The 23,184-nt window shown below is 51.9% G+C and carries 21 protein-coding genes; 7 read left to right on the top strand and 14 right to left on the bottom strand.

Annotation, left to right across the window (positions count from 1 at the left end):
* Window positions 1-7: 7 nt before the first annotated feature.
* The 4 genes from dinB to G7Y39_RS00850 form a co-directional block, all read right to left on the bottom strand.
* Window positions 8-1,093, bottom strand: coding sequence for a DNA polymerase IV (dinB, locus tag G7Y39_RS00865; protein ID WP_165154121.1), 1,086 nt, complete (start codon window positions 1,091-1,093; stop codon window positions 8-10).
* Between the two features lie 104 nt (window positions 1,094-1,197).
* Window positions 1,198-1,851: a peptidylprolyl isomerase gene (locus tag G7Y39_RS00860; RefSeq protein ID WP_370520347.1), complete on the bottom strand. Its 654-nt coding sequence runs from the start codon at window positions 1,849-1,851 to the stop codon at window positions 1,198-1,200.
* 112 nt (window positions 1,852-1,963) lie between these two features.
* Window positions 1,964-2,866, bottom strand: a complete 903-nt coding sequence (locus tag G7Y39_RS00855; RefSeq protein WP_165154117.1) for a nucleotidyltransferase — start codon at window positions 2,864-2,866, stop codon at window positions 1,964-1,966.
* Window positions 2,867-2,951: 85 nt separating this feature from the next.
* Window positions 2,952-4,490, bottom strand: coding sequence for an alpha-N-arabinofuranosidase (locus G7Y39_RS00850; RefSeq protein ID WP_165154115.1), 1,539 nt, complete (start codon window positions 4,488-4,490; stop codon window positions 2,952-2,954).
* Between the two features lie 149 nt (window positions 4,491-4,639).
* Between G7Y39_RS00850 and G7Y39_RS00845 the strand changes: the two genes are divergently transcribed.
* Window positions 4,640-6,682, top strand: coding sequence for a M13 family metallopeptidase (locus G7Y39_RS00845; RefSeq protein ID WP_165154113.1), 2,043 nt, complete (start codon window positions 4,640-4,642; stop codon window positions 6,680-6,682).
* A gap of 60 nt (window positions 6,683-6,742) precedes the next feature.
* Here the strand turns inward: G7Y39_RS00845 and G7Y39_RS00840 are convergent, their stop codons facing one another.
* A complete protein-coding gene (locus tag G7Y39_RS00840) occupies window positions 6,743-7,612 on the bottom strand; it encodes an AraC family transcriptional regulator (RefSeq protein ID WP_165154111.1) in 870 nt (289 codons plus the stop codon).
* Window positions 7,613-7,893: 281 nt separating this feature from the next.
* Here G7Y39_RS00840 and G7Y39_RS00835 point away from each other — a divergent pair, with 281 nt between their 5' ends.
* A complete protein-coding gene (locus G7Y39_RS00835; protein WP_165154109.1) occupies window positions 7,894-8,784 on the top strand; it encodes a 1,4-dihydroxy-2-naphthoate polyprenyltransferase in 891 nt (296 codons plus the stop codon).
* Between the two features lie 122 nt (window positions 8,785-8,906).
* Here G7Y39_RS00835 and G7Y39_RS00830 read toward each other — a convergent pair whose 3' ends face one another.
* The 4 genes from G7Y39_RS00830 to G7Y39_RS00815 are packed head-to-tail and all read right to left on the bottom strand — an operon-like array spanning window position 8,907 to window position 11,600.
* Window positions 8,907-9,701 carry an energy transducer TonB gene (locus G7Y39_RS00830; protein WP_165154107.1) on the bottom strand — a complete coding sequence of 265 codons (795 nt, stop codon included), beginning with the start codon at window positions 9,699-9,701 and terminating at the stop codon, window positions 8,907-8,909.
* Window positions 9,702-9,706: 5 nt separating this feature from the next.
* The gene (locus G7Y39_RS00825) at window positions 9,707-10,117 is read right to left on the bottom strand and encodes a biopolymer transporter ExbD (protein ID WP_165154105.1); all 411 of its coding nucleotides are present in this window, start codon (window positions 10,115-10,117) and stop codon (window positions 9,707-9,709) included.
* A gap of 6 nt (window positions 10,118-10,123) precedes the next feature.
* Window positions 10,124-10,834: a MotA/TolQ/ExbB proton channel family protein gene (locus tag G7Y39_RS00820; protein ID WP_165154103.1), complete on the bottom strand. Its 711-nt coding sequence runs from the start codon at window positions 10,832-10,834 to the stop codon at window positions 10,124-10,126.
* 49 nt (window positions 10,835-10,883) lie between these two features.
* A complete protein-coding gene (locus G7Y39_RS00815; RefSeq protein ID WP_165154101.1) occupies window positions 10,884-11,600 on the bottom strand; it encodes a pyridoxine 5'-phosphate synthase in 717 nt (238 codons plus the stop codon).
* Between the two features lie 84 nt (window positions 11,601-11,684).
* Here G7Y39_RS00815 and G7Y39_RS00810 point away from each other — a divergent pair, with 84 nt between their 5' ends.
* From G7Y39_RS00810 to G7Y39_RS00800, 3 genes are read left to right on the top strand one after another with little or no spacing between them, the layout of a single operon-like run.
* Window positions 11,685-12,344, top strand: a complete 660-nt coding sequence (locus G7Y39_RS00810) for a CBS domain-containing protein (RefSeq protein ID WP_165154099.1) — start codon at window positions 11,685-11,687, stop codon at window positions 12,342-12,344.
* A 15-nt stretch (window positions 12,345-12,359) separates the two neighbouring features.
* On the top strand, window positions 12,360-13,235 hold the full coding sequence (locus G7Y39_RS00805) for an NAD kinase (RefSeq protein WP_165154097.1): 876 nt from the start codon (window positions 12,360-12,362) through the stop codon (window positions 13,233-13,235).
* A gap of 53 nt (window positions 13,236-13,288) precedes the next feature.
* Window positions 13,289-13,828, top strand: coding sequence for an FHA domain-containing protein (locus tag G7Y39_RS00800; RefSeq protein WP_165154095.1), 540 nt, complete (start codon window positions 13,289-13,291; stop codon window positions 13,826-13,828).
* A 37-nt stretch (window positions 13,829-13,865) separates the two neighbouring features.
* On the opposite strand, the gene G7Y39_RS00795 is transcribed toward G7Y39_RS00800, so the two are convergent.
* From G7Y39_RS00795 to G7Y39_RS00775, 5 genes are all read right to left on the bottom strand, one after another.
* On the bottom strand, window positions 13,866-14,591 hold the full coding sequence (locus G7Y39_RS00795; protein ID WP_165154094.1) for an MBL fold metallo-hydrolase: 726 nt from the start codon (window positions 14,589-14,591) through the stop codon (window positions 13,866-13,868).
* An 88-nt stretch (window positions 14,592-14,679) separates the two neighbouring features.
* Window positions 14,680-15,681: a GGGtGRT protein gene (locus G7Y39_RS00790; RefSeq protein ID WP_165154092.1), complete on the bottom strand. Its 1,002-nt coding sequence runs from the start codon at window positions 15,679-15,681 to the stop codon at window positions 14,680-14,682.
* An 8-nt stretch (window positions 15,682-15,689) separates the two neighbouring features.
* On the bottom strand, window positions 15,690-15,881 hold the full coding sequence (locus G7Y39_RS00785; RefSeq protein WP_165154091.1) for a hypothetical protein: 192 nt from the start codon (window positions 15,879-15,881) through the stop codon (window positions 15,690-15,692).
* A complete protein-coding gene (locus G7Y39_RS00780; protein ID WP_005855907.1) occupies window positions 15,874-16,566 on the bottom strand; it encodes an iron-sulfur cluster assembly scaffold protein in 693 nt (230 codons plus the stop codon). Before G7Y39_RS00780 ends, G7Y39_RS00785 begins: the two co-directional genes overlap by 8 nt.
* A 175-nt stretch (window positions 16,567-16,741) precedes the next feature.
* Entirely contained in the window at window positions 16,742-17,869 is a 1,128-nt protein-coding gene (locus G7Y39_RS00775; protein ID WP_165154089.1) for a TlpA disulfide reductase family protein, read from the bottom strand.
* 164 nt (window positions 17,870-18,033) lie between these two features.
* On the opposite strand from G7Y39_RS00775, the gene G7Y39_RS00770 reads away from it, so the two are divergent.
* Together G7Y39_RS00770 and G7Y39_RS00765 are read left to right on the top strand one after the other, a co-directional pair.
* Complete coding sequence (locus G7Y39_RS00770; RefSeq protein WP_165154088.1) at window positions 18,034-19,677, top strand: diphosphate--fructose-6-phosphate 1-phosphotransferase; 1,644 nt, start codon at window positions 18,034-18,036, stop codon at window positions 19,675-19,677.
* Between the two features lie 177 nt (window positions 19,678-19,854).
* Window positions 19,855-23,151 (top strand): TonB-dependent receptor, encoded by a 3,297-nt coding sequence (locus tag G7Y39_RS00765; RefSeq protein WP_165154087.1) that lies wholly within the window; start codon window positions 19,855-19,857, stop codon window positions 23,149-23,151.
* Window positions 23,152-23,184: the final 33 nt, after the last annotated feature.

The raw sequence follows: 23,184 nt of genomic DNA, 5'->3' as shown, positions 1-23,184 counted from the left end.
GCAGCTGTTATTTCCAGTCGCTGAACTCAAAGCTCAATTGTTCCCAACGCTCTTTCGTATGAGGCTCCTCTTTTACGGGGTTTGATACGGATAGACCGATCAGTCGGATGGGATGCTCGGTATATTCCACTCCTTTCAGTAATTCCTTGGCCAAGGGAAGGATCCTATCCAAGGTTGTTAACTCGTCCGGGCGGCTGAGGCTTCTCGTGATTTGATTGAAATCGTGGAACTTGACCTTTAGGGTCAGTGTATTTCCCTTGAATCCCGAACGTTCCAGCCTGCCGATAAGTTCGATCGCTACGTGGTAAAGCTCGATGATAACAGAAGATCTGCGGGAAATATCTTTTTCCAGCGTATGCTCGCAACCTACCGACTTCCGGATTCGTACCGCTTCTACGGGGCGGTTGTCTATACCTCTGGCAAACTCGTAATAAAGTGTTCCCGCCTTCCCGAACTGCCGGGTAAGCATCTCCCCTGAGCATTCCCGTAATTGCAGCCCGTTGTGGATACCGAGCGTATGCATTTTCCGGGCTGTTACGGGACCTACTCCCCAGAAAGACTCGATGGGAAGACGGGCTATGAAATCGAGGGCTTGGCTCGGGTGAATGGTACATAATCCATTGGGCTTCCGATAATCCGAGGCTATTTTCGCTAGAAACTTGTTGTAGGAGACTCCCGCTGACGCGATCAGGTTCAAGTTATCCCAGATCCGTTCCTTGATCTCCTTGGCGATATCTACAGCGAGAGAGATACCCCGTTTATTATCGGTGACATCCAAGAAGGCTTCATCCAAGGAAAGCGGTTCTATGATATCCGTGTAATCATGGAAGATCTCGTGGATCTGGCGTGAGACGGATTTATATACGTCCATCCTTCCGTGTACGAATATCAGGTCCGGGCATAAACGTTTGGCTTTTTGAGACGCCATGGCGGAACGTACCCCATATTTCCGGGCCTCGTAGCTGGCGGCGGCTACTACGCCTCGCTGCTCCGCATGCCCGACCGCTAGGGGCTTTCCTCGCAACTCCGGATGGTCTCGTTGTTCTACCGAGGCATAAAAGGCATCCATATCGATATGTATGATCTTTCTCAAGATAGCTCTTTTATTACTGATATTCGCGGCTGCATGGCATCTGCGACATCCATGCCTTCTACCACTTCGCCGTAAACCGTGTATCTTGATTTTCCATCTTATACTTATTTCGCTATGAGTTTCATGGACTTGATCTGTATGTTCTTCGTGGGTCTGTCTTCGGCGTTCGTCTCGACGAACTGGATCTTATCCACGACTTTCATGCCTTGTATGACCTCTCCGAATACCGTATAGTTCCCGTCCAGGTGAGGCGCTCCGCCTTCCAGCATATAGGCCTCTTTTTGCTCCGGCGTAAACTGGATGCCCTTCTCCTTGGTCATCTTATCCAGCTCCATCTCCGTAAAGAACTTCCCGGTCACGATGTAGAACTGAACCGCCGAGGAGGCCTTCTCCGGATTTTCCTCATCCGGGGTACGTGCGGCACAGAGCACTCCCCGCTTATGGAAATATTTGGGATACACGAACTCGGCGGGGATGGTGTAATCCAGATCGCCGTCGCCCAGATGCGCGTCCAAGGGAGCGTCTTTCGAGTTGATATCGCCTCCTTGTATCATGAATTGCTTGATAACCCGGTGGAACAACAATCCATCGTAACGGTGTTCCTCTACGTTCTTGATAAAATTATCCCTGTGCAACGGTGTGTCGTTGAACAGCTTCACCTTGATCTTACCCATATTCGTATCAATCAGCACCAACGTCTCAGTCTCTTGCGCATGCGGCGTGCATGGCGAAAGCATAAATACCGAAACAAACAACATCGTAAGGATCTGTCTCATATTCATTCCTATTTGTTTTAGACGGGCAAAAATAGCAATAAAAAATGAGATGGTGAAGAGAATCTGTCTCCGTCGCACGTCAGGGATCTTATGATCAGAATAACTTGCTTGGATACTCGCCTGCGTCTACCAAGGCCTGGATCTTATCCACTACGCCTTGACGATCCGCCGCGTAAGTCACGCCAAACCATTTAGAGGTGGTATCCAACACTTTCACACGGGCTGTTCCTTCCGTGATCAGTTTATTTACCATCAGCGGGATGAAATATTCACTCTTTAAATTATCCCTATTGGCCTTCAGGAACTCCTTGAAATATTCCTCGGAATAGTCGAAGTAATCGGGCGTGAAGCCCCACATATTCATGGAGACCGGCGTGTTTGCTTCCAATACGACCTTCTTCCCGTTCTCGTCTACAAACTGGATATCGCCGTCGATACGTTCGATAGCGGTACGCTCTACAACGCCTGTCAGATACCCTTCCTCGTTCGTGGCGCAAACGCCGCGTGCCACGGAACCGCTCTCGCTCAACGTATTGCCTACACGATAGCCTACCATGCAATAATCATTCTTCTTTCCATCCATCTCAGCCAATTGCTTACCCAATACGGCGAAGCTATCGCGTCCGTAGAAATCATCCGCGTTGATTACGGCGAAAGGCTCGTCGATCACCCGCTTGCCCATCAATACGGCATGGTTGGTTCCCCACGGTTTCTCACGTCCCTCCGGGCAAGTGAAGCCCTCCGGAAGATCGTTCAAATCTTGGAATACGACTTCAACCGGGATATGGTTCTCATATTTGGAGATGATTTTCTCGCGGAAGTCTTTCTCGAACGACTCGCGGATAACGAATACAAGTTTACCGAACCCGCCGCGAATAGCATCGAAAATGGAATAGTCCATGATGGTCTCGCCATGAGGGCCCAGGCCGTCCAACTGTTTCAAGCCTCCGTAACGACTGCCCATCCCGGCTGCCAATACAAATAATGTAGGTTTCATAATGCGTTTCTTTAATGTGTTTTTTAATTCTCCGGGCAAAGTTAATAATTATAGAAACATGGCCACGGTATTATTGTCCCTCTTTTTATAAAACTTCTATCACGACGATCGACAGGGGAGGGAGGCTGACGCTTAACTTCCCCTTCTCCACCTTCGCCCCCTGGAAAACTTCCGGCTTGACTTTCTCCGGCGAATCGAATGTGTTATGGTCGTTTATGGAGGAGGCCGTCAGGATACGCCCGTTCACACTCTTTATCGTTACGTTTTGCAGGTCGATACGGATATGCTCGCTCTGCCGGGGATCTACGTTCGCCAGGGAGATGTGGATCTTACCCCGCGAGTCTCGGGAGGCGGAGGCGCTTACGACCGGTACTTCCCGGTTGTCTCTTACCTTCTCTTTGTCGCAGATTAAATCCATCGGCAAAAAGGTAGCGTCCTGATGCACCTTGTACATCTCGAACACATGGTAAGTAGGCGTAAGCACCATGTCCTTGCCTTTCGTGAGGATCATAGATTGCAGCACATTGACAATCTGCGCGATGTTTGCCATTTTTATCCGATCCGTGTAGTTGTGGAAAACATGCAGGGTCAGGGCGGCCACGAAGGCGTCGCGCATCGTGTTTTGCTGGAACAGATGGCCGGGGTTCGTACCGGGTTCCACATCCCACCAAGTGCCCCATTCATCTACCAGGAGGGCTATGTTTTTCTTCGGGTCGTATGTGTCCATGATAGCGATATGTTTTTTAACGACATCCTCTATCTCAAGGCATTTCCCTAAGGTCCAGTAATAATCCTCCGTGTTGAAATCGGTAGCGGAGCCTTTGCTGCCGTCCCATCCCGCCACTGTATAATAATGCAGGGAGATCCCGTCCATGCGTCCGCCGATTTGTTTCATCAGCGTCTCGGTCCAGTTGTAATCATAATCGCTGGCGCCGCTGGCGACCTTGAACAAGACATTGCCATCATAGTTCCGGCAATAGGTAGCGTAGCGGCGATATAGGTCGGAATAATATTCGGGCCGCATACTGCCCCCGCATCCCCAACTCTCGTTCCCGACGCCGAAGAACTTGACTTTCCAGGCCTTATCCCGGCCGTTTTTCCGGCGCAGGTTGGCCATGGGGCTGTCTCCTTCCGAGGTCATGTATTCCACCCATTTCGCCATCTCCTCGACCGTGCCGCTTCCCACGTTTCCGCTGATGTAAGGCTCACAGCCTAATAACTCACACAAATTCAAGAACTCATGGGTTCCAAAACTGTTGTCCTCAATCGTCCCTCCCCAGTTCGTGTTCACCATTTTCGGGCGACTCTCCCGGGGGCCGATCCCATCCATCCAATGATATTCATCGGCGAAGCAACCGCCCGGCCAACGTAAGTTCGGGATCTGCAGTTTCTTCAACGCGTTCAAGACGTCCGTACGGTATCCTTGGGTATTCGGGATGTCAGACTCCGGCCCCACCCATAAGCCCCCGTATATGCAACTACCCAGATGCTCGGCGAATTGCCCGTAAATATGTTTGCTGATCTGTTGGTTGCCTTGCTCCGGGTAAATACGGATACTTGCGTCTCTTTGCGCGAATAAAGGAAGGGCGATACATGCCCAAACGCTGATTATTAGTTTCTTCATGATCCAAATGATTTGTTGGCAAAGATACACTTGCTTTTGAATATATGCATCCTTTTATCGTCCGAAAAACAGGTAAAAAACATGTACCTGTTTTTCTTTCGCGTATTTATCGTACCTTTGCGGGGTTTTAAGACAAAAGACTAGACAAGATGAGAAAGAGAGAAATGTTTCCGTTTTTAGCGGCCGGGATAGTCGCTTTCGCGAGTTGTACCGCTCCCCGGAAAGAGGTCGTGAAGATCGCCGCTATTGATCCTGCGAATATGGATACCGCGGTTGCCGCGGGCACGGATTTTTACGCGTACGCTTGTGGTGGATGGATAAAGCATAATCCCTTGAAACCGGAATATGCTCGTTTCGGAACTTTCGACCAATTGCGGGAGAATAGCCAAGAGCAGCTCCGGGTGTTGATCGAGGAACTTAGCGCTACGCCCCAGGAGGCGGGTAGTGTCGCCGGGAAGATCGGCGCTTTGTACGCGATGGGATTGGATAGCGCGAAGTTGAATGCCGATGGCGTGGCTCCTGTCAAAGAGGAACTGGACGCGATCGACGCGCTGGCGACGAAATCGGATGTCTCCAAGATGGTGGCCACGCTTCATAAGGAGGGCATGACCCCGTTCTTCGCCCTGTACGTGGACGCCGACGAGAAGAATAGCGCCCAGAATATCGTCCAGCTGTACCAGGCCGGTATCCGGATGGGCGATCGGGATTATTACTTATTGGAAGATGAAGGTTCCACCCGGATGCGTGACGCTTACAGGATCTATATAAACAAGCTATTTACGTTGGCCGGCTCAAGCCCGGAGCAGGCGGGCGCGGCGGTGGATGCCGTGATGAAAATAGAGAAGGCGATCGCTGAGATCTCCTACGGCCGCGAGGATTTGCGCGACTCCCGGAAGAACTATAACAAGTTGGCTTACGAGGATTTCAAGAAAATAGAATCCCCGTTGGATTGGGACGTCTATTTCGAATCCATGGGATTAGCCGGGCTGAAAGCGTTGGACGCGAAGCAAATCAACTTCTATAAGGAGATGAATAAGGCTTTGCGGAACACGACGGTCGATGAGCAAAAATATTATCTGGCGTTTCATCTGTTGAGCGCGGCGGCTCCGTACTTGAGTGATGATTTTATAGACGCTAATTTTGAGTTCTACGGAAAGGTGATGTCCGGAAAGCAGGAGCAACAACCTCGTTGGAAGCGGTCGTTGAATACGGTAAACGGCGCGTTGGGCGAGGCTGTCGGCGAGATGTATGTGGAGAAATACTTCCCGGCCTCCTCCAAGGAAAAGATGTTGACGCTGGTGGAAAATTTGCAGACGGCTTTGAGCGAGCGGATCAACGGCTTGGAATGGATGAGCGATACGACGAAGGCGAAAGCCCAAGAGAAATTGGCCGCTTTTACGGTGAAGATAGGTTATCCGGACAAATGGCGCGATTATAGCGGCCTGGAGATCAAGGACGACTCGTACTGGGCGAATGTCCGCCGCTCCAACCGCTTCGATATGGCCTATCGGTTGGCGGACGTGGATAAGCCGGTCGATAAGTCTCGCTGGCACATGAATCCGCAGACCGTGAACGCGTATTACAACCCGACAACGAATGAGATCTGTTTCCCGGCCGCGATCCTTCAACCTCCCTTCTTCAACCCCGATGCCGACGACGCGGTGAACTATGGCGCTATCGGTGTGGTCATCGGCCATGAGATGACGCATGGATTCGATGACCAGGGACGTAACTACGACAAGGCGGGTAATTTGACCGATTGGTGGACGGCCGAGGATGCCGCCCGTTTCAAGGAGCGTGCCGATAAATTGGTTGATCAATACGACCGGATCATCGTGGTCGATACGCTTCATGCCAACGGACGTTTTACGCTGGGTGAGAATATCGCCGACCACGGAGGTTTGTTGGTCGCCCACCAGGCCTACTCGAACAGCTTGAAGGGGAAAGAGACGCCGGCCCCGATCGATGGCTTTACGAATGAGCAACGTTTCTTCTTGGGGTACGCGGCGTTGTGGGGACAAAATATCCGTCCCGAGGAGATCCGTCGTCGTACCAAGACCGACCCGCATTCTTTGGGGAAATGGCGGGTGAACGCCGCCTTGCGTAACATCGCCCCGTTCTATGCCGCTTTCGACATCAAAGCGGGTGATCCGATGTTTATGGATCCGGCGGACCGGGTCGTTATCTGGTAAGAGAAATAGGGTTTATAGAAGTGATGGAAGTCGGTCGCGTCAAAAAAGGCATACCGCCGGCTAGAGGCTGGGGGGGATTTTCATCCTTCTATATTCTTGAGGGGTCACTCCCGTATGCTGCCTGAAGTATTTGTTGAAAAAAGAGAGGTTGTTAAAGCCTAGCGAGAAAGCGATCTCTTTTACGCTCAGGTCGGTCGACCTTAATTGTGCCTTGGCATCCATCGTGATGATGGAGGAGATGATCTCCAAGGGTGTAAGTCCGATCGCTTTCTTGATCGTCGTGCAAAAATGAGGCAACGACAAATTCAATTGGGCGGCGTAGAAGGAGACGCCGTGCTCGGCGGTGTAATGCGCTACGACAAGTTCGATGAACTTGCGGTAAATCTCATGGGTACGCGTACGGACCCCGTTTGTCCAATGGCTCTGATTTTTATACAACTCAGCGGTCCCTTGCATGAATATCGTGAGATAAGCGATGACCAGGTTCTTGTTTACCGTAGCGGCAGAGGGGGACAAGGATCTCGCACGTATCAGCAAACGGTATCCGTCAATATACAATTGAGCTACCGATTCTTCCAGCGGCATAACCGGATGTTCCGCGATAACGGGAAGAATGCTCATGGATGATTTGATAAAATGGATGTTTGTCATGAACTCCGAGGAGAATCTGGCGAAATAAAAACGCACGTCGTCCGATACCTCATGGAACTGGATAAAATTGCTGGGCACCAAGGTCACGAAATCATATTTTTTGATCGTATACCTTGTCAGATTGATAGAAGCCTGCACGGAACCTTCCACACAAAGGAGAAACCATCCTGCCTTTATCTTATGCGGCAGCCTGCTGTATTTGTTTAGCGTCTCTTTCGTGATACGATCTCCGGCGATAAAATCGTCCGTGATATCGAATGTGAACAATTCCTTTTCCATATCCAATCGGTAATTCGTCTCAAATATAGGAATTAATAAATACGTATGAGTCAAGATAATAAAAATAGAACATAGAAACGAAAGAATGGATATAAAGAGGATAAAAAAAAGGCCATCCGTCACGGACAGCCAATCTTCTTCGCCTCTTCATGTGATTTTGAATCGGGATGCCCCCCTGTTTCGGAATAATTCCGTATGTTTGTCACCGGATAAATACCTGAACGTTCAGTCGAGACGTATAGGATCGATAAGTCTGGTTTCTTTAAGCATAAAATATTGGAATGGAAAATAACAAATCGAGCATGCAAGCGTGGCTGGAGGCGGCACGTCCGAAAACGTTGCCGGCCTCATTCAGCCCGGTCGTGGTGGGATGCGCGCTGGCCTACAGGGATGGCGCGTTTAAATGGACTCCGGCAATCCTTTGTGTCTTTGTGGCTCTGCTCGCCCAGATCGCCAGTAATTTCGCCAATGATTATTTTGATTTCAAGAAGGGGGCGGATACGGAGGAGCGGTTAGGCCCGGCGCGGGCGGTGGCTTCCGGTTGGATAACGCCTGAGGCGATGCTAAGGGGGACTTTTATCGCGTTGGGGCTTTCTTGTCTGTGTGGGTGTTGCCTGTTGTTCGTTGCCGGATGGGAGCTGATCGGGGTAGGAATCGCTATCGCTATTTGTGTCTTGGCCTATTCGGCGGGGCCCTTTCCGTTGGCTTATAACGGGCTGGGGGATGTGTGTGTCGTATTGTTTTATGGGATTATCCCGGTTTGCTTTACCTATTATGTACAGGCCTTGTCGTTTTCCATGTTGTCTTTCCAGCTATCGTTGTCGTTGGGGCTGTTGTCCGCCAATATCTTGATCGTGAATAATTACCGGGATTATGAGCAAGATAAGGCGGCCCGTAAGCGGACTACGATTGTCTTATTCGGGCGTACGTTCGGGTTGGTGGCCTATTTGCTGAACGGTATATGGGCTATCTTGATCCCGCTTCCTTTATGGCGGGAGGCCTCCCCTTGGCTGGTGGGTTTATGCGCGGCTTTTAGCGTGCTGTTCGCCGTCACCTGGCTGGAGATGAAACAGCGTCGGGGCCGTGCGCTTAACCGGACGTTGGGGCATACGGCACGGAATGTATTTATCTATGCCATATTGCTCTCGGTTGTATTGTTGATGGGCTCTTAAAACCGTGCTTTGAGCAATCGGAGATAGGTGATAAAACGCAATGGAACAGGAGGCGTAATCCATTGCGTTATGCCTCCTGTTCCAGGGGTTTTCGACGGATGATTGACGCACTTATGATTCAATTATTTTAGTTTGTACAGGTAAGTAATGGTACCACTCTGGTTGTTCGCCCCGCCGATACTGTTGAACTTCGCCTTCCGGGCCGCCTCCAGCGCGCTTTTACGCATGGAGGCGTTGTCGATGTTCGTGCCCCGGCCTATCCCGGCGGACACGACGTTGCCTTTCGGGTCTACGGTTATATCGATAACGATACGACCCTCTTCCTGGATCGTGTAAGCGGGGCGGGGGAGACCTCCGGCACCGATTGAACGACCATTCAGGTTGAATGACCCGTAACCGCCTACGCCCTCGTTCGCCCCGTGATCGGCGTTGCCGAACGGATTTCCTTGGTTACCGGCTCCGCTCCCCGCGTCGCCCTGGCGGTTACCCTCGGAGTCACCCTTGCCAAAAGCTCCGGCCACTTTGTCGCTGATGGCCTGCTCCTGCTTGCGGCGCTCCTCCTCTTTCCGTTTCCTCTCTTCCTCTTGTCGCTTGCGTTTCTCCTCCTCCCTCTTTTTCGCGTCCTCAAGCGCTACGCTTTCCTCGATATCCTGAGTGACGAGTTCCTGCTTGGGCGTTTCCACCCGCGGCTCCGGTTCGGGAGGCGGCGGGGTTGTTTCCCGAGGCGGTTCTTGCCCGGTATACCGGGGCTCGAACGTGCCGGCGGCGGCGTCTACATTCCCGAAATTAACGAGCACACCCCCCTCTTCATCCGGCACCTCGGTTTTCAATACGGTAAACCAGAGGACCAGCAGAATGACACCGTGAAAAGCGACGGTACCGATCAAACTGTATATGTCATCCTTATTCAGTCTCATAGCTGTTATTTCTGCGGACGGGTGGCAAGCACCATCCTGAACTTATTCTCGTTCGCTATGTTCAGTATCTTTACGATTTCTTTGTAAGGCACGGTCTCGTCGGCGTATAGGGCGACGAACATCTCCGGTTCCTTCGCGTAACTGTCTCGCAGGAAAGGCGCGATCTCGTCGAAGGAGACCTGCACCTCCTTTTGCTTCCCGAATGCCACGTAGTAATTCAGTCGCGCGTCTATCGTTACCCTCGTGAGCGGTTTCGCCGCTGTCTGCTTTTGCGCTTGCGGCAAGGTGACCTTGATGGCGTTGGGGATTACAACGGTAGAGGTAACCATGAAGAAGATCAGCAAGAGGAATATGACATCGGTCATAGAGGCCATGCTGAACGCTTCGTTTACCTTTGTTCTTCTTTTCAGAGCCATAGTATTTTAATCAGCCGGTTCATTTAATAAATCCATGAATTCCATCGTGCGCGCCTCCATCTTGTTCACGACGTTATCTACCTGGGATACCAGATAGTTGTACGCGAACAACGTGATGATACCCACTACCAGACCGCCAACCGTGGTTACCAAGGCCTCATAGATTCCGCCGGACAATAGGGATACATCCACATTGGTACCCGCGTTCGCCATATCGAAGAAAGCGCGTACCATACCGGTTACGGTTCCCAGGAAACCGAGCATGGGGGCGCCGGCGGCAGTCGTCGCGATCAAGGGGAACCCTTTCTCCAGCTTAGCGATCTCCAAATTCCCTACGTTCTCGATCGCTACGAGTACGTCGTTCATCGGACGGCCCAAGCGGGTAATACCCTTCTCGATCATGCGGGCGGAGGGCGTGTCGGCGTTGCGGCACAGGTTGAGCGCCGAGTCCACCTTCCCCTCATGAATATAATCCTTGATACGGTTCATGAACGTCTCGTCTTCTTTTCCCGCGCGGCGAATGACGATCAGCCGCTGCACGAAAATATAAACAGCCATCAGAGAGAGCAGTAACAATACCACCATAATCCAACCGCCCTTAAAGGCGAGGTCTATCACATTGATTTCCGCTTCTGTGGGAACGGTAACTGCCGTCAAATCCGGCATCTGATCTGCCGCTTGAGCGCCTACGGCCTGTAGTGAAAGCAAAATACTCATCGTTTCGAATGATAGGTTATAATTTTTAATAGTCAATTCTTCTCCCTGCTCAATCGTTCAAGCATGCCTTGTATAAGGCGATCGTCTCCCGCAAGCCATGGTAGAGCGCGTCGCAAATCAGGGCATGGCCGATAGAGACCTCCTCCAGCCAAGGGATATGTTTGCTGAAGAAAGCCAGATTCTCCAAGCTCAAATCGTGTCCGGCGTTTACGCCCAATCCCAGGTTCTTGGCCAGTCGCGCGGCCGCTACGAAGGGTGCGACCGCCTTGTCGCGATCTTCCGGATAACGGGTCGCGTACGGTTCCGTATATAATTCGATACGGTCCGTACCCGTTTTCGCGGCCCGCTCGATATTCGCCAAGTCTGTCCCGACGAAGATGGAGGTACGGATCCCTTGCGAGGTAAAGGTATCCACCAGTTCGCTCAAGAGATCGAAATGATCCTTTACGTCCCAACCGGCGTTCGACGTGATGGCGTCCGGAGCGTCGGGAACCAACGTGACTTGGGTCGGTTTTACCTTCAATACCAAGTCGATGAATGTATCGCAAGGATAGCCTTCTATGTTAAATTCTGTCCGGATGAGCGGTTTCAGGCCATAAACATCGCTATAGCGGATGTGTCGTTCATCCGGACGGGGATGAACCGTAATTCCTTGTGCCCCGAATAATTCACAGTCTTGCGCTACCTTCAGCACGTTGGGCATATTGCCGCCCCTCGCGTTACGAATCGTAGCTACCTTGTTAATGTTTACGCTTAAATTTGTCATTGTATATCGTATATCTTTTTTCTTTCATTACATTTGCACAAAAGTATCGGCAAATTTAGCAGGATTTAGGGAATTAGCAGAATAATGTTGGTGAAAGATTTCATAACAAAGGAAATTCCGGTGTTAAAAAAATTTGACACAGCGGAATACGCGTTGGCGTTGATGGAGGATTTCAAACTCAAGCATCTTCCGCTATTGAGCGATGGCGCCTACGCGTGTTTGGTATCGGAAAAAGACTTGTTGGCGATGCCGGATCCCTCGGTCGCGATCGGAGAACCGGTCTTATTCGCTCCGGCGATCTCGGAAGAGGGGCATTTACACGAGGTGTTGGCCATGATCACCCGGTATGGATTGAGCCTGCTGCCTGTGGTCGCCGCGGACGGGACTTATCTGGGGGCGATTACCCGGGATCGTCTGGTGGATGCCTTGTCCGAGTTGTGCAACGCGGAGGCCGCCGGAAGCGTGATCGTCTTGGAAATGATGCCACAGGATTATTCTTTAACGGATATCGCCCGTTTGGTAGAGGCCTACAATGCCCATGTCCTTAATCTGCTATCCTGTCAGGATAATGATACGGGCCGTCTGCTGGTAACCCTTAAGATCGATCTGGAAGATGCCTCTCCCGTGATCCGTGGTTTCGAGCGTTTCAACTATACGGTGCACGATCATTTTATGGAGAATGGGGTGGTGGACGATCTGTTGCGGCAGCGGATGAATGAGTTGTTACATTATATGGATATGTAAAGTAAGGAGCGTAGAATGAAAGTCGGAATATTTGGAAGTGAATATCAGGTCGAGCGGCAGAATCTGATCAAACGCCTGTTCGAGAAGCTGCGCGCGCAGGAGGCCGCTGTGTATGTGGACAGCCCTTTTTATACATTCCTTACCGACGCTTTTGGCTTCGAGCCAGAGGTGAGCGGGCTGTTGGTGGGGGATGCGTTCGATTTGGATCTGGCGATCAGTATAGGAGGTGACGGTACCTTCCTCCGTACGGCGGCCCGGGTAAACAGACAGGATATTCCTATTTTAGGTATCAATACCGGCCGGCTGGGTTTTCTCGCGGATGTCAGCAGTCAGGAGGTGGAGGATACCTTGGACGCGATTTTCAAGCGTTACTACAAAGTAGAGGAGCGGACCCTCTTGCGTCTGTATACCGAAGACCGCGCGTTTCGCGGATATAATTATGCCTTGAATGAGATCGCCGTGCTGAAGCGCGACAGCTCCTCGATGATTACGATCCACACCTTCTTGAACGAGGAATATCTGACCTCTTACCAGGCGGATGGCCTGGTAGTGGCTACGCCTACCGGTTCCACGGCCTATTCGATGAGCGTAAATGGGCCGATTATCGTCCCGCAGAGTAAAAGCATTGTCTTGAGTCCGGTCGCTCCGCATTCCTTGAACGTGCGTCCGCTGGTGATTCCGGATTCTGATGTCATAACGCTCCGGGTAGAGAGCCGGAATAAATATTTCCTGATCTCGCTGGATGGGCGTTCCGAAATATTCCCGGCGGGTATCGAGTTGAAGATGAGCCGGGCCGATTATACGACGAAAGTCATCAAACGCTATAACCATACATTCTATCAGACGCTTCGGGAAAAATTAATGTGGGGGGCGGATGTGCGGATGAAATAAGATTATTCGTAAATTCGCGCTTCGTTTTAATACCAGATCTTGTAGGTAAGCGTATGAAAAGAGTATTCTGCCCAAAATGTGATAATCAGTTGTCTTTTGATGAGACCAAATATCCGGAAGGGAAGGTATTGGCCTTCGTCTGTCCGCGGTGTGGCGCGCAATTTAAGATTAAATTGGGGCGAAAGGTGGTGAAAACGCCTGCCGGTGAGGAGAAAGAGGTGAAGGAACCGGATTTCTCGTGCGGCTATATCACGGTTATCGAGAATAGTTTCGCCTTCAAGCAAGACCTTCCGTTGGTGATGGGAGACAACGTGATCGGTCGCCGGAACAAGGATACGGAAGGCGTGGACGTCCCTATTATCACGAGCGACCCGAGCATGGGGCGTAAGCATTGCGTGATCCATGTAAAGAAAGACGCGAACGACAAATTCATCTATAGCATACGCGACTTTCCCAGCCTGACCGGGACATTTGTGAGAAATGTATTGGTCGGTAAAAAAGAACAGGTACGTATCGGGGAAGGTGCGATCGTGACAATCGGCGCGACTACCTTTATCCTGCATTCGGCGAACGAGGGGGAGGCAGAGGCGTAAAGGCGGAATCCCTCAAAGGCGGCCGCGCGCCTTGTCGTCATCGCAGCTCCCGTATCCGGACGTCGATGCCGCTCCCCTTCAATGCCTCTTTCAACTCCTCGACCTTCGTATTCCCGTAGTGGTAAGGGTATAAGATCTTCGGCGAGAACATCCGGGCCGCCTGCGCCGCTTGCGCGACAGTCATGGTATACGGCTGATTGACGGGAAGGAAGGCGATGTCGATCTCCTTCAGCTCCTTCATCTCCGGGATAGTTTCCGTATCGCCCGCTATATAGACCCTCAGCCCGTCGAAGGTGAGGACGTAGCCGTTATCCCGGTGGCGGGGATGGTACTTATCCCGTCCGGGCGTGGAGTTATAGGCCGGGACGGCCTCTATCGTCACAGCGCCGACGGAGGTATCCGTATCGCCGTTTCTCAGGACTTTCCCTTTTCCCAGCTTCTTTTGGCTGTTCTCGTTGGCGATGATTTCCGTACCCTCTTTCTCGACGGCCTGTATCGCTTTCGGGTCCAGATGGTCGCCATGCTCGTGGGTGATCAAGATGAGATCGGCTTTCGGGAAAGCCGTATAATCGGCATATTCGGAGACAGGATCTACCTGTATCGAGCGATTGTCGTACGTAAGCATCAGGCTGCCATGCTTGATGAACGTGATGGTCAGTTCCTTTCCGCTCCGGGTCTTGAAAGAATCCGAGGCGAAGTTACCGGCGGAGGCCAGGCTCGCCAGGAGTAAGCTACACAGAAGCATACATGATTTCAGTCTCATAATCTCGTGGTTTTTTTTAAAGACCCCTGCAACCCTTACGGTTACAGGAGTCTCTCTATAAACAATTCATCAGTTGTCCGGCAGAAGATTACTTCTTCATCGCCTCCTCGATAGCGACCGCTACGGCAACCGTAGCACCTACCATCGGGTTGTTACCCATACCCAGGAAGCCCATCATCTCCACGTGAGCGGGAACGGAAGAAGAACCGGCGAACTGAGCGTCGCCGTGCATACGGCCCATCGTGTCCGTCATGCCGTAAGAGGCAGGACCCGCGGCCATGTTGTCCGGGTGCAACGTACGGCCCGTACCGCCACCGGAAGCCACGGAGAAATACGGATGACCGTTCTCCATACATTCTTTCTTATACGTACCGGCTACCGGGTGTTGGAAACGAGTCGGGTTCGTAGAGTTACCCGTGATAGAAACGTCGACCCCTTCCATGCGCATGATCGCCACACCCTCGCGCACATCGTCAGCGCCGTAGCACTTCACCTTCGCGCGAAGACCGTTGGAATATGCTTTCTCCTCGATCACGTTCACCTCGCCCGTCATATAGTCGAACTGCGTCTGTACATACGTGAAGCCGTTGATGCGAGAGATGATCTTGGCGGCATCCTTGCCCAAGCCGTTCAAGATAACGCGCAACGGCTCTTTACGCACCTTGTTTGCCATCTCGGCGATCTTGATAGCGCCCTCAGCCGCGGCGAAAGACTCGTGGCCGGCCAAGAAAGCGAAACACTTCGTCTCCTCGCGAAGCAAACGGGCGGCCAAGTTGCCGTGTCCGATACCTACCTTACGGTCGTCAGCCACAGAACCCGCGATACAGAATGCCTGCAACCCGATACCGATAGCCTCGGCAGCCTCGGCAGCGTTCGCGCAACCTTTCTTGATCGCGATAGCGGCGCCTACCACGTAAGCCCAGCAAGCGTTCTCGAAACAAATCGGTTGCGTCTCCTTACACATCGTATAAGGGTCGATACCCTTAGCGTCGCAGATAGCCTTCGCGTCTTCGATGCCATTGATACCATATTCGTTTAATACCGCGTTGATATGATCAATACGACGGTCATAACTTTCAAATAAAGCCATACTATTTTTTACTTTTTAAAATTCTTATTTACTAGGAATAAAGATATCAGAAAGTTGAAAACCAATACACCGCCGCAACAAGCCACGTAAAGCGCCAACCACGGTTTCTCCGGCTTTATCGCGAAATACGCGATAAGCGTAGCCGCGCCCGTGATAACGCTCAGCCCGATGAGGACGTGTGTAAATGCCTTCTTATTCATTACGAGGATCGATATATTTTACAGCTTCTTTGAAACGACCGTAAGAGCCTTTCGCCTTTTCCAGCGCCTCGTTAGCGTCCATACCTTTCTTTACCATATCCATGAATTTACCCAGGTGGATGAATTCATAACCGATTACTTCGTCATCCGCGTCTAATGCCATGCGTGTGCAATATCCCTCGGCCATCTCCAGGTAGCGGGGGCCTTTGGCCAACGTACCGAACATCGTACCTACTTGGCTGCGCAAACCTTTGCCCAGGTCCTCCAAGCCGGCGCCTACAGGCAGGCCTCCCTCCGAGAAAGCGGACTGCGTACGACCGTAAACGATCTGCAAGAACAACTCGCGCATAGCGGTGTTGATAGCGTCACAAACAAGGTCTGTGTTCAATGCCTCCAAAAGGGTCTTACCCGGAAGGATCTCGGAAGCCATGGCCGCTGAGTGAGTCATACCGGAACAGCCGATTGTCTCTACAAGAGCCTCTTGGATGATTCCCTCCTTAACGTTTAATGTCAGCTTACATCCACCTTGTTTCGGCGCGCACCAACCGATACCGTGAGTCAAACCAGAGATGTCCGTGATCTGGGTTGCTCTAACCCACTTTCCCTCTTCAGGAATCGGAGCGCACTGGTGGTTAGCTCCCTTCTTTACAACACACATGTGTTGAACTTCATGTGAATAAATCATAATCGCTAATTTATTATATTAAAGTGTAATAAAACTTTATGCCAATTGTATCGTAACATCGCTCTCCTTAGAGATCACGCGAAGATAAATTTTTTAATCCAGCCCCGCAAGAGGCGGGGAAGGTTTTAGGCTCCGCCCGGTCTCGCGGGATCGGGGCGGGGCTGCCGTCTTGTCTTTAGTTTCCAAACAGCTCTTGAAGCTTGGCCTCGAGCCCCTCGCCACGCAGGTTCTTGGCGATGATCGTCCCGTCCTTATCCACCAATACGGTGTGAGGGATGCTATTCACCCCATAGCGTTGAGCGCCCGCGTTCTTCCAGCCTTGCAAGTCGGAGAGTTGCGCCCATGTGATATGCAGGTCCTTTATGCCCTTCTTCCACGCGTCGGCCTTGTTGTCCAAGGAGATGCCGACGATCTCGAAACCTTTGTGCTTGTACTTCTTGTAGGCGGCCACCAAATTCGGCATATCCCGGCGGCAGGGAGAGCACCAGCTCGCCCAAAAGTCGATCAACACGATGTCCTTGCCATTGCCTACGAACTCGGACAGCTTGCGCGTCTTGCCGTCCGGGTCGGCCATCTCGAAGTCCGTGAACTTCTTGCCTACGGCCACGGTTGTCAGCACCTCCAGGTGAGCCATGAGCTTATCGATGTTCGGGGCGGCCTTGAAGACGGAGTCCGCCTTGGCGATGATCTCGTGCTGGGAAGCCTCGTCCAGGCTATAACGGAAATCGTATAACAGCTTGGCGGCAGACAGCTGGGTCGTATGATCCAGTATGTAAGTCCTGACGGCATTGGTCACCTTTTGGTCGATCTCGTCATATTGCTTCTCGGCGGCGCTCGCGACCTCCTTGTCCTCCGATTTCATGTCGGCGGAAAGCTTCTCCAGATCCGCGCGCAGCGTCCTCATGTGTGCTTGCAGGGCTTTCAAGCCGTCATTCTCCGGTGTCCCGGAAACGGCGGAAGCGGTCTCGTCAAGCGTAGCCTGCAAGTTGCCGTTCTCCAATACGAATATGCTCGTGAAGGGGGCGTTCTCGCCGGAAGCGGCGCGCTTGGGCTTCACGACATCCTCGGCGAAGGCCAGCTTGCGCAGGGCAGGGGCGTCTTGCGTTCCCTTGAACGTGAAAGCATTGTTCTGCACCAACGCGCTGTCCATCGGGGCGGCGCCTTGTACGCCATATTCATACAGGTAGACATATTTCCCGTTCAGGCCGCTGTCCGCCACGGTACCGTTGATCTCGTAACCCGGTTTTTCGCCGCACGCGGCCAGGAGCAGAGCTGATGCGGCAAGCGTAAGATACTTTTTCATTTCGCAGTGTGTATTAAGTAATGTATATGAGATATAAACTTCGCAAAGCTACGAATAAAAAATGAAACGCGGAAGCATGTAGTTCTCTCTTCCGGATTTTTTTCCGTATATTTGCACCGCTTTTGAGTACGTATCAAATAATTTCTAAATAAATCAACTGAGAAATGACAAAGAGTGCATTACAAATCGCGAGAGCAGCTTACCAACCGAAGGTACCCGCTGCGTTGAAAGGTGCAGTGAAAGCCGTTGACGGCGAGTATACACAATCAGTAGCCGATCAGGAAGAAATCAAGAAATTGTTCCCGAACACCTACGGAATGCCGATCGTTACGTTCGAGAAGAGTAACGAGGCGAAGGCTATGCCCGCCATGAACGTAGGTGTGATCCTTTCCGGTGGTCAGGCCCCCGGTGGTCACAACGTGATCGCCGGTCTGTTCGACGGTATCAAGGCCCACCATGCCGATTCTCGTCTGTATGGATTCATCTTGGGCCCGGGCGGTTTGATCGATCATAAATACATGGAACTGACAGCCGATATTATCGACGAGTACCGTAACACGGGCGGCTTCGACATGATCGGTTCCGGCCGTACGAAATTAGAGACGAAAGAGCAATTCGACAAAGGCCTTCAGATCTTGAAAGCACTCGACATCAAGGCCTTGGTTATCATCGGCGGTGACGATTCCAACACGAACGCCTGCGTATTGGCCGAGTATTACAAGGCGATCGGCGCCGGCGTACAGGTGATCGGTTGCCCGAAGACGATCGACGGCGACTTGAAGAACGCCCAGATCGAGACCTCCTTCGGTTTCGACACGGCCTGCAAGGTCTACTCCGAGGTAATCGGCAACATCCAGCGCGATTGCAACTCCGCCCAGAAATACTGGCACTTCATCAAGTTGATGGGTCGCTCCGCCTCCCATATCGCCTTGGAGTGCGCCTTGCAGACGCAACCGAACGTCTGTATCATCTCCGAGGAGGTCGAGGAGAAGAACATGTCTTTGGACGATATCGTCACCTACGTGGCCGGTATCGTAGCCAAGCGCGCCGCCGAGGGTCACAACTTCGGTACGGTATTGATCCCGGAGGGCTTGATCGAGTTCGTCCCCGCCATGAAACGCCTGATCGCCGAGTTGAACGACTTCCTGGCCAAGCACGACGCCGAGTTCAAGATGATCAAGAAGAGCGAGCAGCGCGCCTATATCATCAGCAAGCTGACGAAGGAGAACTCCGATCTGTACGCCTCGCTTCCGGAGGGCGTAGCGCGTCAGTTGTCTTTGGACCGCGACCCGCACGGAAACGTACAGGTCTCTTTGATCGAGACCGAGAAGCTGTTGTCCGAGATGGTGGGCAAGAAGCTGGCCGAGTGGAAAGCCGCCGGCAAGTACGCGGGCAAGTTCGCCGCCCAGCACCACTTCTTCGGTTACGAGGGCCGTTGCGCCGCCCCGTCCAACTACGACGCGGACTACTGCTACTCCTTGGGTTACACGGCATCCTGCCTGATCGCCGCCGGCAAGACCGGTTATATGTCGTCCGTACGTAACACGACCGCTCCCGCGGATCAATGGATCGCCGGCGGTATTCCTGTTACGATGATGATGAACATGGAAAAACGTCATGGCGAGATGAAGCCGGTTATCCAGAAGGCATTGGTCAAGCTTGACGGCGCTCCTTTCAAGGCATTCGCCGCCAACCGCGACGAGTGGGCCTTGACGACCAGCTACGTATACCCCGGCCCGATCCAGTACTTCGGCCCGACGGAGGTTTGCGACCAGCCGACCAAGACGTTGCAGTTGGAGCAAGCTTGATACAGACGGATACACCTTATAATAAATCAGCCGGAAGAGGATGTCCATGCAGGGGCATCCTCTTTTGTTTTGTAAAAAAAAGCGGCATACCGTTGTTTTTTAAAAATAATACGTTACATTTGCCCCGGGTATCCGAAGAGTGGGTACGAATGTTTAATGTTAACCTATTTTTGTGTTATGATGAACAAAAAGTTAGCTTCTGTTAAAGGCAGGCTGGGCTTGGCACTTTGTTTCCTTATGATCGGCGCGGGTGTAACTCCGACCATCCACGCATCTAATGCGCAAGTGTCCATTACCCAGCAGGCAAAGAAAGTTACCGGTACGGTGACTGACGCGAAGGGTGAGCCCCTTTTGGGTGTGAATGTTGTAGTGAAAGGTACTACAAACGGTACGATTACCGACCTCGACGGTAAGTATTCCTTGGAAGTGGAGCCCAACTCCATTTTAGTCGTTTCCTACATTGGTTATGTCTCTCAGCAAATTCCCGCTTCGGGTAGCGTGGTGAATGTTACCTTGAAAGAAGATACCCAGAACCTTGACGAGGTCGTAGTGGTAGGTTATGGCACGCAGCAGAAGAAGGACATCACCGGATCCGTGGCGGTAGTCGATACGAAAGAGCTGCTGGCCTCTTCGGGATCTTCCGCGGCTCAGCAATTGCAGGGTAAGGCAGCCGGTGTGTATGTGGGGCAATCCGGTTCACCGGGTTCGGCCACGATGGTCCGTATCCGAGGCATTAACTCAGTGAATGACAATGGCCCCTTGTACGTGATCGATGGTGTCTCTACTCGTAATCAGAACATGAGTAGCTTGAACCCGAACGACATCGAGAGCATGCAGGTATTGAAGGATGCCTCTGCCGCGGCTATCTATGGCGCGCAGGCGGCCAATGGCGTTATCTTGATAACGACGAAGAAAGGAACTAAATCCGGACAGCCGAAAGTTACCTACGACGGTTACATCGGTATGCAAAAAACGACAAAGAAGTACGACGTGCTGAACTCCGCGGATCGTTTGGCATTGGAATGGGAGTCGCAGCAGAACTCTTATACGATCCGCGGCGTAGATGAGGTCCCCGAACATCCCCAGTTCGGAAAGGGGCCGAAGCCAACCATCCCGAATTATCTGACAACAAACGGAGCGCAAGGCAGCCAGAATATCAGCATGGATGATTACAGCTTCCCCGACAACCAGATCGTACCTTTCTCGGATACGGATTGGTGGGACGCCATCGATCGTACGGCTTTGATGCAAAACCATCAGGTCGGCTTGTCCGGAGGTACGGAGAAGGGAACCTACAACGTAAGCGCGAACTATTTCAAGCAAGACGGTACGGTTATAGATTCGTACTACCAGCGGTATCAAGTACGCGCGAATACAACGTTCAACATTCGCCCCTGGTTACGTGCGGGAGAGAATATGACCTACGCGTTTTCCAAGGACAATGGCTTGCAGGCTTCCGCCGCGGAGTCGAGTGCGTATTCCTGGACGTACAGAGCCTCTCCTTGGGTTCCCGTACGCGATGAACGAGGCAACTACGCGGGCTCAAAGATAACAGGTACCGGTAACTTCGAGAATCCCGTGGCGCGTCAAGAAAGGAACAGGGACAATTATTGGACCAACAGCCGTGTCTTCGGTAACTTGTGGGCTGAGGCCGATTTATACAAAGGCTTGACATTCCGCACGAACTTCGGTCTGGACTATACGAACAATTATTCGTATCGTATGAGCAAGAAAAACCTGGAGTTCTCCGAGAGCCCCGGAACCAATAACCTGGAGGAGGCATCCGGCTTCAATTTCCGTTGGGTCTGGACGAATACGTTGACGTACAACGCGGTCTTCAACGACGTGCATAAGTTGAATGTCCTGTTGGGTACAGAGGCCATCCGCGACGGTATAGGACGCAGCATGACGGGGCAGCGTTTCGGCTACCTGATGGAAGACAACACGAATACATGGGTGTTGAATATGGGAGAGAACGACGCGCGTCGTAGGGCTGAGTCGGCATACAATGGAGAGTTCGCCCTGTTCGGAATGTTCGCGCGTGTGGATTATTCTTTCGCTGACAAATACTTGGTTACGGGTATCGTGCGCCGTGATGGCGTGTCGCGTTTCTCCGAGGCGAATCGTTACGGTGTGTTCCCCTCCGTATCTTTGGGATGGCGTATCTCGCAGGAGTCGTTCATGAAAGACACCAAGGATTGGTTGGACGACCTGAAGTTGCGTGTGGGATATGGACAAACCGGTAACTCCGAGATGAGCCGTAAGACGAACTACGCGTTTGAGTACGCTACGAACCCGACAATCACGAACTATGACCTGGGCGCCTCCAACTCCGGTTCGATGGTCGGATTCCGTCTGAGCAAATATGGTAACGAGGATACGAAATGGGAGGCCACGGAGATGACGAATGTCGGCCTTGATGCCAGTTTCCTGAATGGAAAGTTCGGATTAGGCTTTGAGTGGTACTACAAGAAGACCTCGGATATGTTGATCGAGGCGGCCTATTCAGGATTGGCAAGTAGCGAGATCGGCAAGCCCTATCTGAATTATGGCGACATGAAGAATACCGGTTGGGACCTGACGTTCAATTACAGAGATTCCAAAGGCGATTGGGGATGGGATATCGGCCTGAATGCTTCCGCCTACAAGAATGAGGTCTTGAAGCTGTCCGATACGGACGATTTCTTTATCGGCAAGGCCGGCGCTCGTTTTGAGGGCGAACATGTCACCCGCACGACGAAAGGACAACCGATATCCTCCTTCTTCGGCTACAATATAATCGGTTTCTACGAATCTGCCGAGGATGTCAAGAACTCACCGCTGCCTTACGGTATAAGCAGCAAGGAAGAGTTGAAGCCGGAGCAGATGGTCGGTAAGTTCAAGTTCGAGGATCGCAACAACGATGGTAAAGTGAACGGCGAGGACCGTACGTTCATCGGCAGCCCTCATCCGGACTTGATCTTGAGCTTGAACGCCTCCCTTACCTGGAAGAACTGGGACTTCACGATGTTCTGGTATTCCACGATCGGAAATGACATATTCAATAACACGAAGTACTTTACGGATTTCCCGTTGTTCGGCGGAAACCGTTCTACTCGTATGAGAGATTTGTCGTGGAGGCCGGGCGCGGATAACTCGAAGGCGATATTGCCGATCCTTGACTCGAAGGACTCTTGGAGTGGCGCGGTTCCCAGCTCCTACTACGTAGAGGACGGCTCGTTCTTGCGATTGAAGAACGTGGTATTGGGCTATACCTTCCCGAAAGCTTTGTTGCAAAAAGCCACTATCTCTAATCTGCGCGTGTATATACAGGCGGAGAACCTGTTGACGATTAGCGGATATAGCGGTTTGGATCCGGAGTTTACGAACGCGGATGTAGGCGAGGGCAATGGAGCGGACTTGAGACGCGGTATCGATATGGGTGGTTGGCCGACTACGCTGAGATTGTTGTTTGGAGTGAATTTCGCTTTCTGATAAAAAGTGAGACGTATGAAAACTAGAATAAAA

It is taken from the genome of Parabacteroides sp. ZJ-118 (genome assembly GCF_011038785.1).
Lineage (GTDB): Bacteria > Bacteroidota > Bacteroidia > Bacteroidales > Tannerellaceae > Parabacteroides.
Note: the sequence above shows the minus strand (reverse complement) of the source record. Positions and strands in the feature narration are given on the sequence as shown.